The organism is Rhodococcus sp. NPDC047139 (assembly GCF_040643435.1).
GTDB lineage: Bacteria > Actinomycetota > Actinomycetes > Mycobacteriales > Mycobacteriaceae > Rhodococcus.
Genome location: NZ_JBEYUH010000002.1, coordinates 251,370 through 266,272 on the forward strand (window position 1 = coordinate 251,370; position 14,903 = coordinate 266,272).

The window sequence follows — 14,903 nt, forward strand, 5'->3', positions numbered from 1 at the left end:
ATGCGGTCAGCCGATCCAATCGTCGAAGGACAGTCCCGAGATGCGTTCGTACGCCTCGATGTACCGCGCCCGCGTCTTGTCGACCACGTGCTGCGGCAACGGCGGGGGCGGAGTGTCGGAGGCACGATCCCAACCCGATTCGGGTCCGGTGAGCCAGTTCCGGACGATCTGCTTGTCGAAGCTGGGCTGGACCTTGCCCTCCTCGTACTCGTTCGCGTCCCAGTAGCGGGACGAGTCCGGAGTGAGGACCTCGTCGGCGAGCACCAGATTGCCGGCCTTGTCGAGACCGAACTCGAACTTGGTGTCGGCGAGGAGGATGCCGCGATCGGAGGCGTACATCGCTGCACGCTCGTAGATATCGAGGGTGTCCTGGCGCAGCTTCATCGCCAGATTCAGCCCGAGCTTCTCGACGACGTCGTCGAACGAGATGTTCTCGTCGTGGTCGCCGAGCGCAGCCTTGGTGGCCGGGGTGAAGATCGGCTCGGGCAGCCGGCTCGCCTCGACGAGGCCCTCGGGCAGCGCGACGCCGCAGACCGAGCCGGTGGCCTGGTAGTCGAGCAGACCGGATCCGGTGAGGAAACCGCGGGCGACGCACTCGACGGGAAGCATCTCGAGGCGCTTGACGATCAGCGCACGACCGAGGACCTCCTCGGGGATACGCTCGTCGTCGGGTTCCGCCGCGAGATGGTTGTTGGTGGCGTCGAGCAGATTGAAGAAGAACACGCTCATCGCGGTGAGGACCCGCCCCTTGTCGGGGATCGGGGTCTCGAGCACGTGATCGTAGGCCGAAATCCGGTCACTGGCGACGAGGAGCAGGTGCTCGTCGTCGATCACGTACAGATCACGCACCTTGCCGCCGGCGAGGTGTTGGTAGGACTCGAGTGAAGGACGCACGCTGACACCCTAGTGCTCATCGAGTGGTGATACCGCACCCCGTGGCAGATATCCCACTCGATCACAGCAGGCCGGGACGGCGACGCAGAAGCGGGAACAGGAGTGCCATGGCCGCAACGTCGCGGGTGGATGTCGGGTTCAGGTCCGAGCGGGGCCCGATCCTGATCGCATTGATGCTCGCCACCGCCCTCGTGGCACTCGAGAGCACCATCCTCGCCACCGCGATCCCGACGATCGTCGCGGACCTCGGTGGCTTCACCCAGTTCCCCTGGTTGTTCTCCGCCTACCTGCTCACGCAGGCCGTGCTCGTCCCGGTGTACGGAAAGCTCTCCGACGTCTTCGGTCGCACCCCGGTCCTGTTGTTCGGGATCGGGGTATTCGCGGCAGGGTCGGTACTGTGCGCGCTCGCATGGAGCATGCCGGCGCTGATCGCTTTCCGGGCGGTGCAGGGCCTGGGCGCCGGAGCCGTGCTGCCCATGGCGCAGACCATTGCCGGCGACATCTACACCGTCGCCGAGCGGGCCAGGGCACAGGGCTATCTGGCCGGCGTGTGGGGTATGTCGGCGGTGATCGGCCCGGCCTTCGGAGGCGTCTTCGCCGACTTCCTGTCGTGGCGATGGATCTTCTGGATCAACCTGCCGCTGTGTGCCCTCGCGGCCTGGGTGCTCGTCCGGAACTTCCGCGAGGACAAACCTGCAGGTCCACGACCTCGCATCGACTGGGCCGGTGTGGGGACCCTCGCAGCGGGTGCCGCCCTGGTGATCCTCGGTCTGCTCGAGGGCGGCCAGGCCTGGGAGTGGACGTCGGCAACCGGCATCGGCATCTTCGCCGCCGGTGCGGCCCTGCTCGGCGTGTTCGGATGGATCGAGACTCGCGTTGCCGAGCCGATCCTGCCGATCCGGCTGTTCACCCGGCGCGTGCTCGTCACCACCAGTGCCGTCTCCTGCCTGGTGGGCGCGGTGGTGCTCGGACTGACCTCGTACGTGCCGTCGTTCGTGCAGGGTTCGCTGGGAACCACCGCGCTCGTGGCGGGGTTCACTCTGGCGACGATGACGATCGGATGGCCGATCGCGGCCTCGCAGTCGGGCAAGCTCTACCTACGGATCGGTTTCCGCAACACCGGCCTGGTCGGTGCGGTGCCACTGCTGAGCGGCGCTGCCCTGCTGGCGAGGGTCGGGGTGGACTCCTCTGCCTGGTACGTCGCGCTCTGCTGCGTCCTCGTGGGACTCGGGATGGGGTTGATCGCCAGTCCGGCCCTGATCGCGGCACAGTCGAGTGTCGATTGGTCCGAACGGGGTGTTGTGACCGGCGCGAACGCCTTCGCACGTGCGATCGGCAGCGCAGTGGGGGTCGCGATGTTCGGCGCGCTCGCCAACACGGCACTGCGGGACGAGGCCTCGGATGGTGCAGTGACCGTGTCTCCTGATGCCGCGCAACTGGCGGCTTCCGCGACGCCGGTGTTCGTCGCCGTTCTGGTGTGTGCGGGAGTGCTGGTGTCGTGCGTGTGCCTGATCCCGAACCGTCCGCTGCAAACCGAATAGCCGACACGCCGCGTGCCTATACCGTTACCTACGCGCTGTTTCCTATTCGCTCGAGATCGGGCACCATCTCTGCGGTGAGAACGACGAGCCGCGACAAGGAAAACATCGAAGACGTGACGTACTTCCCTCTCGGGGCTGCAGATCAGGTACTGCAGCGACTGGCCGATGCCACGGCGATGCAGGACACGAAGGATTACGAATCACTTCGCACCGCGATGGATGCGGAGTACTACTGGCGCGGTATGTGCGAGACCTTCCGCATCGCGGACGAGGCGTTCCGGGTCGTGTCGTCCGCGACCCGCGACCGGCAGGACATTTCCGCTCACGTCATGGCGCGCGCTGCCGACTGGGTGGGCACCATCGAACTCGCCACCGAAGGATCCCGGTTGTACGGCGCGCTCGTCGCCTACACCCAGGGTGTGAGCGAAGGGTATGCAGCAGTCCAGGATTGGGCGCGCGACGGGCGACTGCACGACCGTCTGTGAAGCGGGGCGGGGGCCGGTTCCCCGGCCCCCGCCCCGACTCCCCCTCGATTCGTCGATCAGCCCACCGGTTCGAGATCTCCGTCGTCCTCGAACCGCCGGAGTGTCGGCGTCGCGGCGAACATGAGCACGATGATCACCAGGCCGGCGATGCCGTAGACGGTCAGGGCCGTGGAGATCGGCACCAGCGAGGCCACGATCCCGGCTGCGATCGCACCCACGGAGGTTCCGGCCGTCACCTGCGCTCCCCACACCGCCGCGATCCGTCCGCGGTACTCGTCGGCGGTGTTGCGCTGGACGGTCGCGTACCGCACGACGTCGGCAAGCGAGTCACCGAAGCCGTGCGCGACGAGCCCGAGGAGCACCACGACGAGGACACCCGTCGCCCCGGCACCCACCAGACCGGCCGCAGAGACCGCCATGAGCAGGTACACCACGAGCCCGTACCGTCGGATCGACCCGGTCCAACCGCTGGTCAGCGAACCCACCACAGCACCGACGGCGGGCGCGGTGTAGAGCAGCCCCACCACCGACGGTCCGACGCCGAGCACTTCGTCGGCGAATTCGGGGATGAGTACCGCCCAGCCGGAGAGCAGCATTGCGAGGAAGCCGACGAGGAGCACCTGCCCGACCACCCGGTTGTGCGCCGCGTACCGGAAACCGGAGACCACCGATTTCAGCGGTGATTCGTCGGCGACATGGGTCGGGGGAAGCGACGGCAGGCGGGTGATGCAGAAGGTGGTGACGGCCGTGGTCAACGCGGCCAGTGCGTACGCCACGCCCGCACCACCGGCGGCGATGACGACGCCGCCGAGAGCCGGGCCGATCATGGAGCCGAGGTCGGCGGTCAGCGCCATGAGGGCGCCGGCGGCAGCGAGCTTGTCACGCGGGATCAGGCTGGGTGTGACCGCCATGAGCGCGGTGGACGAGATTCCGCCCGCGATTCCGTCGATGGCGGCGAGCACGTAGATCGCCCACATCTGGGGTTCGGGCAGGAACGCATTGATCGCAAGCAGCGCGAAGGCGATCCCTGCTGTACCGCGCGCGATTGCGATGACGTTCCGCCGGTCGTACCGATCTGCCAGGATCCCTCCGGCGAAAGTGGCCGCGAAGGTGGTGACACCGATCACCGCGGAGACCGCGGCGACCTGCGCCGTCGAACCGGTGAGCTGGTACACCTGCACGGGCACGGCCACGATGAGGAAACCGAGACCGAGCAGCGAGACGACACGAGCGGTGAACAGGTACCGGAACTCGCGACTGGTCCGCAGCGGGTCGATGTCGATGAACAGCTTCTCGAAGACGGCCACGATCACTCGCTCATCCGCGGGCGAGCAGCGTGATCCACTGCTCGAGGTCGGGGGCGGAGGCGAGGTCCACGAAGTCGACCTCCACTCCCGCGCTGCGCCACTGCTCCACGAGCGCCATCAGGCGCACCGAGTCGAGGCCTTGGTCGACGAGGCTCGCCGACGGGTCGAGTTCGTCGACGTCGATGTCGAGGATCCGTGCGGTGTCGGCGAGGACGGTACTGCGATCGAGCATGGTTTTCTCCTTTGTTCTTCAGCTGCAGGGATTGTCCGCAGGGTTGCGCTGCGCCTACCGGGTGACGCCCGTGAGCGTGCTCGCGGCGACGACCTGCACCGTGTCCTGCCAGATCCGCGCAATCTCCGTGAGCGTGCCCGCGTCGACCACTTCTGCCGCGGCAGCGAACTCGCATTCCAGAACCGGGCCGTCCGCGGTGTCCTCGGTGATCGCGTCCACCTGCAGAACGTGGTCGAGCGGCATGTCCGGATCCACCGACCCACCGATCGCAGCGGCCTCCGGTGCGCCCGACCACGCGCTGCCGGACGTCTCACCGAGGGTCAGTCGCCCGAGATAGTTGAACACGACGGCCGGTGACCGGTATCCGGCGAACCGCTCGGCGAAATCCGGATTCAGTCGCCGCAGCATTCCGAAGCCGATGCCGTTGTCGGGCCGTGCCCGAGATGCGCGGGCCACCGCGCGCAATGCTCCGTCCGCCGCGTCGGCGTCACGGGACGCTGCGGCGAGGTCTACGTCCGACAGGTCCACGGCCACCGGATACATCGACGTGAACCAGCCGACGGTGCGCGACAGGTCCGCTCCCGGAACCACCTGTTCCTCCCTGCCGTGCCCCTCGAGGTCGATTCGCACGAGGTCGCCTCCGCGGACCGAGGCCACAGCGACGGCGAGAGCCGACAGGAGGATGTCGTCCACCACGTCCGCGGCCAGCACGCGCTCGGTGACGTCGACGGGCAGACGTACTCGGGTCGAGCGGGTCGCGAATACCGTGTCGCGGCCCGGATCGAGCGGGCGCGAACCGAGCAGCGGTTCGTCGGCGTCGACGGCCCGCTGCCAGGCCGTCCACGACGCGGTGATCCGCTCCGTGCACGCGGCCTTCGCGAGCTCCGCCGCCCACACTCGGAAAGGTGTGCCGGCCGAGGACAACGTCACCGTCTCCCCCCGCCCGGCCTGCTCGACGGCGTCGGCGAGGTCGGGAACGAGGATGCGCCACGACACACCGTCCACCACGAGATGGTTCACGACGACCAGCACGCGTCCGGCCCGGTGCGGTCCGAAGTCGAACCACACGACCTGCACCATGCCCCCGTTCTCGGGATCGAGTGCCGCATAAGCGTTCTCGCGCTCGCGGTCGAACAGGACGTCCCAATCCTCCTCGGTGGCGTCCACGCGTCGCACCGCCCCGGAGAGGTCGGGCAGAAGGTCCGGAACGGTCCAGGACGGTCGCCCTTCGGCGTCGATCCGGAAGGTCGAGCGCAACATCGGATGGGCGGCCAGGAGCGCGTCGACCGCGGTTCGCAGAGTGGCGAGAGTGAGGCCGGCAGGCGCGACGAGCAGTCGTGCCTGCGAGAACCGGGACAGGCGCGTCCAGTGATCGATCGTGTCCCACACGATCGGCGTCACGGTCACCTCGCCGGTCGCCTCGCCGACGGTTGCCGGAGCAGTCTCTCCCGCACCGCTGTCCACCGCGGCGGCGAGACCCTCGACGGTACGCAGTTCGATCACCTGGCGGGTGGTGATCCACAGTCCCGCGGCCCGAACCTTCGACACGAGCTGGATCGAGACGATCGAATCGCCACCCAGAGAGAAGAAGTCGTCGTCGACACCCACGCGGTCGAGTCCGAGGACGTCCGCGACGAGCCCGGCCAGTACCCGCTCGGTCTCGGTGCGCGGAGCACGCGCACCGACCAGCGACGAGAAGTCCGGTTCCGGCAGTGCCTTGCGGTCCACCTTGCCGTTGGCGGTCAGCGGGAAGGTGTCGAGCACGAGCACCACCGCGGGCACCATGTACTCCGGCAGGCGGTCGGCCACCGCGGCACGGACGGCGACCGGATCGACGTCGGGGGTCACGTAACCGACCAGACGCGTCACACCCCGGGTGTCGGTGTGGGCGCTGACGACAGCGTCGCGCACCCCGCGGATCGCCGTCAGTGCGGCCTCCACCTCGCCGAGCTCGACTCGGAAACCTCGGATCTTGACCTGGTCGTCGCCCCGCCCGAGGAACTCGAGCACGGGCCGGCCGTCGCTGCCGAGCACCCGCCGGACGAGATCGCCGGTGCGGTACATGCGGCTGCCGCCGTCACCGAACGGATCGGGCAGGAACCGGACGGCCGTCAGGTCCGGCCGGCCGAGATAGCCGCGGGCGACACCCGCACCGGAGACGTACAGTTCGCCGACCACACCCATCGGGACGGCGCGGAGCATCGCGTCGAGGACGTGTGCGGCGGCGCCGTGTACCGCGCGGCCGAGGCACGGTGTGTCGGCATCGGAGACCGCACCGATGAGAGAGTCGACGGTGCATTCGGTGGGGCCGTACAGGTTGAAGGCGCGCCCGTCGGTCAGCTCCCGCAGGCGTCGCCACGACGCCGGATTGACTGCCTCACCACCGAATCCGACCGAGGCGGGGCGATGTCCGTCCTCGTACAGTCCGGCTGCGAGCATGCGATCGAGGAACGACGGGGTGACTTCGAGGAAGTCGAGTTCGTTCTCGAGCGTGTACGCGACCATTCGTTCGGGATCACGCATGGTGTCCTCGTCGAAGATGTGCACGGTATGCCCGTCGAGCAACCACAGGGTCGGCTGCCACGACGCGTCGAAACCGAACGACCACGCGTGTCCGACACCCACCGAGTCGCGTCCGGCCGCCGCGACCGTCGGCACGTAGAGGTCGGCGCGGTGGCTGTCGAACAGGTTGAGCAGGTTGGCGTGTGTGACCGCAACACCCTTCGGCAGTCCCGTCGAGCCCGAGGTGTAGATGACGTACACACCGTTGTGGCTGCGGAGCGGCGCGCGTCGGTCGGCGTCCGTCAGCGGTGCCGCGGAGAACTCGCCGAGGCGCTGCTGCAGCGCCGGATCGTCGAGCACGACGATGCGGACGCCACCGGCGACGGGGGCGATCCGATCGACCACCGCCGAGACCGTGACGATCACCTGGGGTCGGGAGTCGGCCACCATGTGCGCCAGGCGATCCTGCGGATACGACGGATCCATCGGAACGTACACGCCGCCCGACGAGATCGCGGCCGCGAGCGCGACCACCATGGTCTCGGACCGCGGCAACGTCAGTCCCACGACCGTCTCGGGTCCGACCCCGGCTTCGACGAGAAGCCGGGCCAGACGCGCGGATCGCTCCCCCAGTTCCGCGAACGACAGCGTGGCTCCACCCGCCACCACCGCAGGGGCGTGCGGGGTACGGGCGATCTGCCGTGCCAGCAGGTCGGCGACCGTCGCTGTTCCGGCGGACGGTGCCGGCGCCGTGGCCGACCAATCGCCGCGCACACCGGCTCGTTCGGAGGCCGTGAGCAGGTCGAGGCGCGCGAGGGTGCCGGGGCTTTCCGCGGTGAGCTGCTCGAGGATGCGGACGAGCCGCTCGCCCAGGTCGTGGGCGTCGCGTTCGGTGAACAGATCGGTCCGGTATTCGAGACCGAGGTGCAGATCCTCTTCCAGTCCCGCGACCAGTACCAGCGGGAAGTTGGTGGCGTCGGAACCTCCGACCGACCCGACACGCACACCGCCGTCCCGTTGTGCCGCGTCGAGCGCGTCGCGGTCGACGGGATAGTTCTCGAACACGAGAAGGGTGTCGAACAGTTCCCCGACACCGACGGCGCGCTGGATGTCGGCCAGCCCCACGTACTGGTGGTCCATCGCGCGGTTCTGTGCACTGTGGGTCCGCGTGACGAGATCGGCCACCGACTCGGCCGCCTCGGTGCGGACCCGGACCGGAACGGTGTTGATGAACAGCCCGATCATCGATTCGATACCCGGAACGTCGGGGACACGCCCGGAGACGATCGCACCGAAGACGACATCGGTTCTGCCGGTGATCGATCCGACGAGCACACCCCACGCGGTCTGCACGAGGCTGTTGACGGTGACACCTCGCTCACGGCTCACCTCGACGAGCCGCCGCGACAATCCGTCCGGGACGACGACCGTCAGTTCGGCGGGGAACTGTGGCCGCAGCGCCGAACCTGCCGGCGCGATCAGCGTGGGTTCTTCCACCCCGTCGAGAACTTCGCGCCACACCTCCAGGCCGGCATCGACGTCCTGTTCGCCGAGCCACGAGAGATAGTCCGAGAAGGGTGCCACCGGAGCAAGCCCGTCGGTGGAGCCGCCGGCGGCGTAGATCTGCAGCAGTTCCTGCACGAGCAGCGGCGTGGACCAGCCGTCGGAGACGAGATGGTGCATGGTGAACAACAGTCGCGCCCGGGACGGCCCCGCGTTCACGAGGGTGAACCGTACGAGCGGCGGGTTCGCGAGGTCGAATCTGCGGGTGCGGTCGGCGGCGAGGAGATCGGCGACCTGCGCGTCGAGTTCGTCCGGCTCGGAGCTTCCGAGCTCGGTCACGACCCATTCCGGTGCGGCGTGCCGGTGCACCACGCCCACCGGTTCGCCGGTCGAGCCGACGCGATATCCGGTGCGCAGTACGGCGTGCCGGTCGACGAGTGCACGAACCGAGCGGTGCATCGTCTCGGCGTCGACTCGACCTTCGAGGGCCAGGTCGGTCTGCATCATGTAGACGTCGACGCCCTCGGCAGTGTGCGCGTCACCGCCTGTCGCCGACGGTTCGTCGAGTCCGGCCAGGAAGTACATACCGCGCTGCAGTGGTGTGAGCGGAAGGACATCCTCGATGCCTGTCGAACTTTCCCGGTGCAGCGCGAGCACCTCGTCGACGGACAGGCCGGGCGCTGTCAGCGCCGAAGGAGCGGGAGCGCCGACGACGCCGCTTTCCGCCGCCTCGGCGAGGGTGCGCAGCGCTGCGACCCAGTGTTCCCCGATCAGGCGGGCACGATCGGCGTCGAGAACGCCTCCGGCGTAGGTGAACACCGCCGAGAGCGCCGGTCCGTCCGGTCCGTCCTCGGTCATCGCGTTGACGTCGAGGACATGATCCAACGGCATGGACGGATCGACGGAACCACCGAGCGCCGCCACCTCGGGCGCGGCCGACCACGCGGCGTCGGCGCTCTCACCGAGGGTCATGCGACCGAGATAGTTGAACATCACCTCCGGGGCGAGGTAGCCCGCGAACCGGTCGCGGTCCTCTCCGAGGAAACGCAGGACTCCGAACCCGATCCCGTTGTCGGGGATGCTCTTCAGCGACTCGGCAGCGTAGGCGACCGCCCGCACCGGATCGCGCCCCGCGAGAGCGTTCTCCCCGCCGAGTTCGACCGTCACGGGATACAGCGAGGTGAACCAGCCGACGGTGCGCGACAGGTCCGCACCCGGCACGACCTGTTCCTCGCGACCGTGGCCCTCGAGGTGCACCCGCAGCGCCGAACCGCCGCAGACCTCGGTGACGGCCAGTGCGAGCGCCGCGAGCAGGGCGTCTCCGGTGCCGATACCGAAGGCCGACGGCACGGTCGTCAGCAGGCGTTCGGTGATCTCGACCGGCACCCCGAACTCCACGGATGCCGAGGTCGACACCGTGTCACGCTCCGGGTCCAGGGCGCGTGTCCCCAGCTCCGGCACGCCGACGGCGGTGACCGCGGAATCCCAGGCGGGCAACGAGTCGACGATCCGCGGCGAGCCCGCGGCCTCGACGAGTGCTTGCGCCCAGTCCCGGAAGGACGTGCCTGTGGTCTCCAGGGCGGGTGTCCGTCCACTCGCCGCTGCCTCGACCGCGTCGGCGAGGTCGGGCACCAGAATTCGCCAGGACACCCCGTCGACGACGAGGTGATGGGCGACGACGACGAGCCGCCCGGCCTGCTGTGGTCCTCGATCGAGGAAGACCACGCGCAGCATGATCCCCGCCTCTACGTCGAGGGCGTCGACGGCCTCTGCCAGCGCGTCGGTGATGAGGTCCTTCCACCCGGCCTGTTCGCCGGAAACGTCGACATGCCGGACGAGTGCCGCCGCATCCGGGACGTCCTCGGGCACGGTCCACGACGGCACCGAGTCGGTGACACTGAACCGCGAGCGCAGCATCGGATGGGTCTCGAGCAGTGCGTGCACACCCACTACGAGATCGCTCTCCCGCAGACCGACGGGAGCGACGAGCACCCGCGACTGGGTGAATCGGCGGAGTGATTCGAACGACCCGGATGAGAGCGACTCCTGGACGATCGGCGTGACGGGCACCGGTCCGGTCGCCGCAACCCGAGGTCGCGAGGTCTCCTCGGCGGGAGCTTCGGCCGCTGCTGCGAGGCCGGCTGCGGTGCGCATTTCGAACACCTGGCGGGCCGTCACGCGCACTCCTGCCGCGCGGAGCCGGGACACCAGCTGGATGGAGACGATCGAATCGCCTCCGAGAGTGAAGAAGTCGTCGTGCACACCGACGCGGTCGAGGCCGAGGACGTCGGCGATAGTGGCGCACAGCGTCCGTTCGATCTCGGTACGCGGTTCCCCCGCTCCCGTCTGCGCCGAGAAATCCGGTTCGGGCAACGCTTTCCGGTCGACCTTGCCGTTGGCCGTGAGCGGGAAGGCGGGTAGCACGACGATGGTCGCCGGCACCATGTAGTCGGGCAGGTGCGCGGCGAGTGCGGTCCGCACGGCGGTCGTGTCGGGTTCACCGTGCGCCACGATGTATCCGACGAGGCGGGTCGTTCCCCGCTCGTCGGCGTGTGCGATCACCACGGCGTCCCGGACGTCCGGGTGCGTGGTCAGTGCGGTTTCGATCTCGCCGAGTTCCACGCGGAATCCACGGATCTTGACCTGGTCGTCGTCGCGGCCGACATATTCGAGCGCTCCCGCGGGCGTCCAGCGCACCATGTCTCCGGTGCGATACATGCGCGTACCGGGATCCCCGTAGGGGTCGGCGACGAACCTGCCCGCCGTCAGATCCGGTCGACCGAGATAGCCTCGGGTGACTCCCTTTCCCGAGATGTACAGCTCCCCTGCGACGCCGGCCGGAACGGGACGCAGCCAGTGGTCCAGGACGCGCACGCTCGTGCCGGGCGTGGGGCCGCCGATCGTCACCGTGTCTCCGCCGATGAACGCGGAGGTCGCGTCGACGGTGCATTCGGTGGGCCCGTAGCAATTGGTCGCCACGACATCGCTCGTAGCCAGCCGTTGCCAGAGCGCAGGGCTCACGGCCTCGCCGCCCACCGTGACGGTCGCGGGGACGTGCTCCCCGGGTTCGAGGAGTCCGGCGTCGAGCAGTCCGTTCATCAGGACGGGCACGGTGTCGACGTAGTCGATGCCGTGGGTCCGCACGTAGTCGACGATGTGCTCGACGTCGGCGCGGTATTCGTCGGCGAGCACATGCAGCACGTGCCCCTCGAAGAGCCAGGTGAGGGCGGCGACTGCGGAGTCGAAGGCGAACGGATAGGTCAGCAGGACGTGCCACTGCCCGTCCCGCGGCGAGCGTCCCCCGCACTGCATCGGGCCGACACGTTGCGCGGCATGCAGGTCGGCGAGATTGGCGTGGGTGACGGCCACGCCCTTCGGCAATCCCGTCGAACCGGAGGTGTAGACGACGTAGGCCAGATGGCCGGGGCGCAGCGGAGCGCACCGGTCCGCGTCCGTGAGCGGAGCCGCCGGCAACGCGGCGAGCGTGGATTCGACGGCTCGATCGTCGAGGGTCAGCACCTCGACCCCGTCGAGCACGCCGGCAAGGGTCTCGCGCACAGCCTCGGTGGTGATCACCAGGCGCGGCGCGGCATCGGTGATCATGTGCCGGATCCGGTCCGCGGGATAGGACGGATCGAGCGGCAGGTAGGCGCCTCCGGCGGTGAGCACGGCGAGGATGGCCTCGACCATCGCGCCGGTGCGCGGCAATGCGAGACCGACACGGTCGTCGGGTCGTACACCGCGGTCGACGAGCAGCCTCGCGAGGCGCGCCGAGGACGCGCCGACTTCACCGAAGGACGATCGTTGCTCTCCACACACCACCGCGGTGCGCTCGGTGTCGGCGGCGAACCGCTGTGCGAGCAGGTCTGCGACCGTGCCGGTGGACGGTGCGGCAGGGGTGGTCGCCCAGGATCCCAGTACACGCGCACGCTCGGCGGGCGGCAGCACGTCGAGATCTGCGACGCGCGCGTCGGGCCGGGCACACAGTGCCTCGAGGATCGCCACCAGGCGGGCACCCAACCCTGCGGCCTCGTCCGCACCGATCAGCGAGGGACGGTGGTCGAGCTTGACGACGAGCCTGTCCGACATTCCGGCCGTGAGGACCAGCGGATAGTTGGTGGCGTCCCGCCCGTCGACGCCGGTGATCGTCACACCTCCGGCGCGCTGTGCCCGCTCGAGGGCGTCGCGGTCGACCGGATAACTCTCGAACACGGTGAGAGTGTCGAACAGTTCGCCGATCCCGACTGCGCGTTGCACCTCGGACAGGCCGAGATACTGATGATCGACGGTGCGCGACTGCTCGAGCTGCACACCGCGCAGCAGATCGGCGACGGTGGCCGCCGGATCGAGCCGCACCCGCACGGGGACGGTGTTGATGAACAACCCCACCATCGACTCCACGCCGACCAGTTCCGGCGGGCGGCCGGAGACCGTCGCGCCGAAGACGATGTCGTCGCGGCCGAGCAGACCGGACAGAAGCATCGCCCAGGCCGTCTGCAGCACCGTGTTGAGCGTGACCCCGGAGGCACGGGTGAGATCCGACAGCTTCGCGGCGAGGTCCTCCGGCACCTGCACGTCGAGCGAGTCGCACTGCTCTGCCGAGCGGGTGGATCCCGGCGGGGTCACGAGGGACGGCTCGCTCACACCGTCGAGCGCCTCACGCCACAGCGACCGGGCCGCGTCGTGATCCTGCTGCCCGAGCCACGCGAGGTAGTCGCGGTAGGGACGTACGGACGGCAGGGCCGACGCCGAGCCGCCGGCGGCGTAGATCTCGAGGAGTTCGCGTACGAGAATCGGGGACGACCAACCGTCGACGACGATGTGGTGCGCCGTGAGCAGGAGGCGTACCTCGTCGGGGCCGAAACGTACGAAGGTCCATCGTACGAGCGGCGGTTGCGTGAGGTCGAACCACTGGTGCAGGTCGTCCTCGACGATCGTTTCGAGCCGGCGTTCCGCATCCGCATGGTCGAGACCCGAGAGATCCTCGGTGCGCCAAGGGCAATCCACACCCGCCACGACGAGTCCTGCGGTGCGCCCGTCCTTGCGGGGCCGGAAGCATGTGCGCAGCGCGGAATGACGATCGAGCAATGCCTGGGCCGATGCCCGCAGCCGCGCTTCGTCGACCGTGCCCGACAGCCGGATCACCGATTGCACCGTGTAGGTGTCGGGCTCGGACGCCGCGGAATCTTCCGCATCCGAGTTCTCCGGGGCCGCAACCGTACTCAAGTAGAGCAACCCCTGCTGCAGCGGTGAGAGCGGGACGATGTCTTCGAGCGCGGTGGAGCGGGTCATCTGCGACTTTCGTGGTAGGCGGTCGATGCGGATACGAACGTGAGAACGGCCCCCGCGTCGGGACGTCGGGGGCCGTTCGGTGGGCACCGCGGGGCGGTCCCGCGCCCGCTGTTACTCGGGATTCTGGTTGGCAGGAAGCTTCTCGAGCTCGGCGTCGATGGAATCGAGTGCGAGCAGAGCGGTTTCGTAGGTCGCCGCACTGGAATGCTTGACGGCGACGAGGTTGCCGGCCTTGACCGCGGGCAGTTCCTGCCACAGCGGCGAGGCGAACAGTTCCTCGAGTTCGGGCGTGAGGGATCCGTCGGCTTCGACGCCGTAGACGATCACGTCGGCATCGCCGAGGTTCTCGGGCAGCTGCTCGACCGACAGGTACTCCGCGTGCACGTCGGCGGGATCGGCAGGCTCACCGGGGAAATCGAACCCGAGATCGTCGAACAGGTTGGTGGTGTACGAGGATGCGTACTCGCGGGAGAACTCACCGGGTTCGGTGCCACACACGCTGCACACGCCTGCGAACTTCAGGTCTCCGAGCTTGTCGGCGTACTTGTCGGCGATCTCGGCGGCGCGAGCCTCGTATTCGTCCTTGAACTCTCCGTAGGAGTCGCTGACGTTCGCAGCCTCGGCGTACTGCTCGCCGAGTTCGCGCCACTCACCCGGAACCGTCAGTCCGAGGAAGACCACCGGAGCGAGAGCTTCGAGCTTGGCCGTGTCCACCTGTTCCTTCACGCGGGCCGGAACACCCATGATGATCAGGTCGGGGTCGGCAGCGGTGACGGCCTCGTAGTTGATTTCCGAGACGGCGCCGTCAGGAGCGACCTTGGGCAGCGCCTCGTATGCAGCGAGGGTCTCCTCGTCCATGTTGTCGAGCTCGCGGCTCCACTCGCACACTGCGGCGAGGTTCGCACCTGCCTGGATGAGCGGGAGGGTCGCATAGCCGCATGCCACGATCCGCTGCGGGTCGGCCGGGATCTCGATGCTGCCGTTCTGCGCTTCGAAAGTGCGGGTCGCAGCGGCTTCGGTGCCGCTTTCGGTCCCGCTGTCACTGTCGCTCGAGCATCCCACCAGTCCGACGGCCAGCAATGCCGCCGCGCCGAGCGCCGCTACGCTCCGCACACCCTTCCGTTCCAGAACGCGCATCCTCAGTTCT

At 68.6% G+C, this 14,903-nt stretch carries 7 protein-coding genes; 2 read left to right on the plus strand and 5 right to left on the minus strand.

The window, feature by feature from the left end; all coding sequences use genetic code 11:
* Nucleotides 1-6: 6 nt before the first annotated feature.
* A complete protein-coding gene (locus ABZ789_RS03340) occupies nt 7-894 on the minus strand; it encodes a phosphoribosylaminoimidazolesuccinocarboxamide synthase (protein WP_358418858.1) in 888 nt (295 codons plus the stop codon).
* A 107-nt stretch (nt 895-1,001) separates the two neighbouring features.
* On the opposite strand from ABZ789_RS03340, the gene ABZ789_RS03345 reads away from it, so the two are divergent.
* Together ABZ789_RS03345 and ABZ789_RS03350 are read left to right on the plus strand one after the other, a co-directional pair.
* Nucleotides 1,002-2,435 (plus strand): MDR family MFS transporter, encoded by a 1,434-nt coding sequence (locus ABZ789_RS03345; protein ID WP_358418861.1) that lies wholly within the window; start codon nt 1,002-1,004, stop codon nt 2,433-2,435.
* 74 nt (nt 2,436-2,509) lie between these two features.
* Nucleotides 2,510-2,920: a hypothetical protein gene (locus ABZ789_RS03350; RefSeq protein WP_358418864.1), complete on the plus strand. Its 411-nt coding sequence runs from the start codon at nt 2,510-2,512 to the stop codon at nt 2,918-2,920.
* Between the two features lie 56 nt (nt 2,921-2,976).
* On the opposite strand, the gene entS is transcribed toward ABZ789_RS03350, so the two are convergent.
* The 4 genes from entS to ABZ789_RS03370 form a co-directional block, all read right to left on the minus strand.
* Nucleotides 2,977-4,227 (minus strand): enterobactin transporter EntS, encoded by a 1,251-nt coding sequence (entS, locus tag ABZ789_RS03355; protein WP_358418867.1) that lies wholly within the window; start codon nt 4,225-4,227, stop codon nt 2,977-2,979.
* Nucleotides 4,228-4,237: 10 nt separating this feature from the next.
* Nucleotides 4,238-4,459: a phosphopantetheine-binding protein gene (locus ABZ789_RS03360; protein WP_358418870.1), complete on the minus strand. Its 222-nt coding sequence runs from the start codon at nt 4,457-4,459 to the stop codon at nt 4,238-4,240.
* 54 nt (nt 4,460-4,513) lie between these two features.
* A complete protein-coding gene (locus ABZ789_RS03365; RefSeq protein WP_358418873.1) occupies nt 4,514-13,756 on the minus strand; it encodes an amino acid adenylation domain-containing protein in 9,243 nt (3,080 codons plus the stop codon).
* Nucleotides 13,757-13,867: 111 nt separating this feature from the next.
* Nucleotides 13,868-14,893, minus strand: a complete 1,026-nt coding sequence (locus tag ABZ789_RS03370; protein ID WP_358418876.1) for an ABC transporter substrate-binding protein — start codon at nt 14,891-14,893, stop codon at nt 13,868-13,870.
* Nucleotides 14,894-14,903 lie beyond the last annotated feature (10 nt).

What these genes read in the sequence shown, in the direction of transcription:
- ABZ789_RS03370 (WP_358418876.1), bottom strand. Translation starts at nt 14,893, where the DNA reads ATGCGCGTTCTGGAACGGAAGGGTGTGCGGAGCGTAGCGGCGCTCGGC.
- ABZ789_RS03360 (WP_358418870.1), bottom strand. Translation starts at nt 4,459, where the DNA reads ATGCTCGATCGCAGTACCGTCCTCGCCGACACCGCACGGATCCTCGAC.
- ABZ789_RS03365 (WP_358418873.1), bottom strand. Translation starts at nt 13,756, where the DNA reads ATGACCCGCTCCACCGCGCTCGAAGACATCGTCCCGCTCTCACCGCTG.
- ABZ789_RS03345 (WP_358418861.1), top strand. Translation starts at nt 1,002, where the DNA reads ATGGCCGCAACGTCGCGGGTGGATGTCGGGTTCAGGTCCGAGCGGGGC.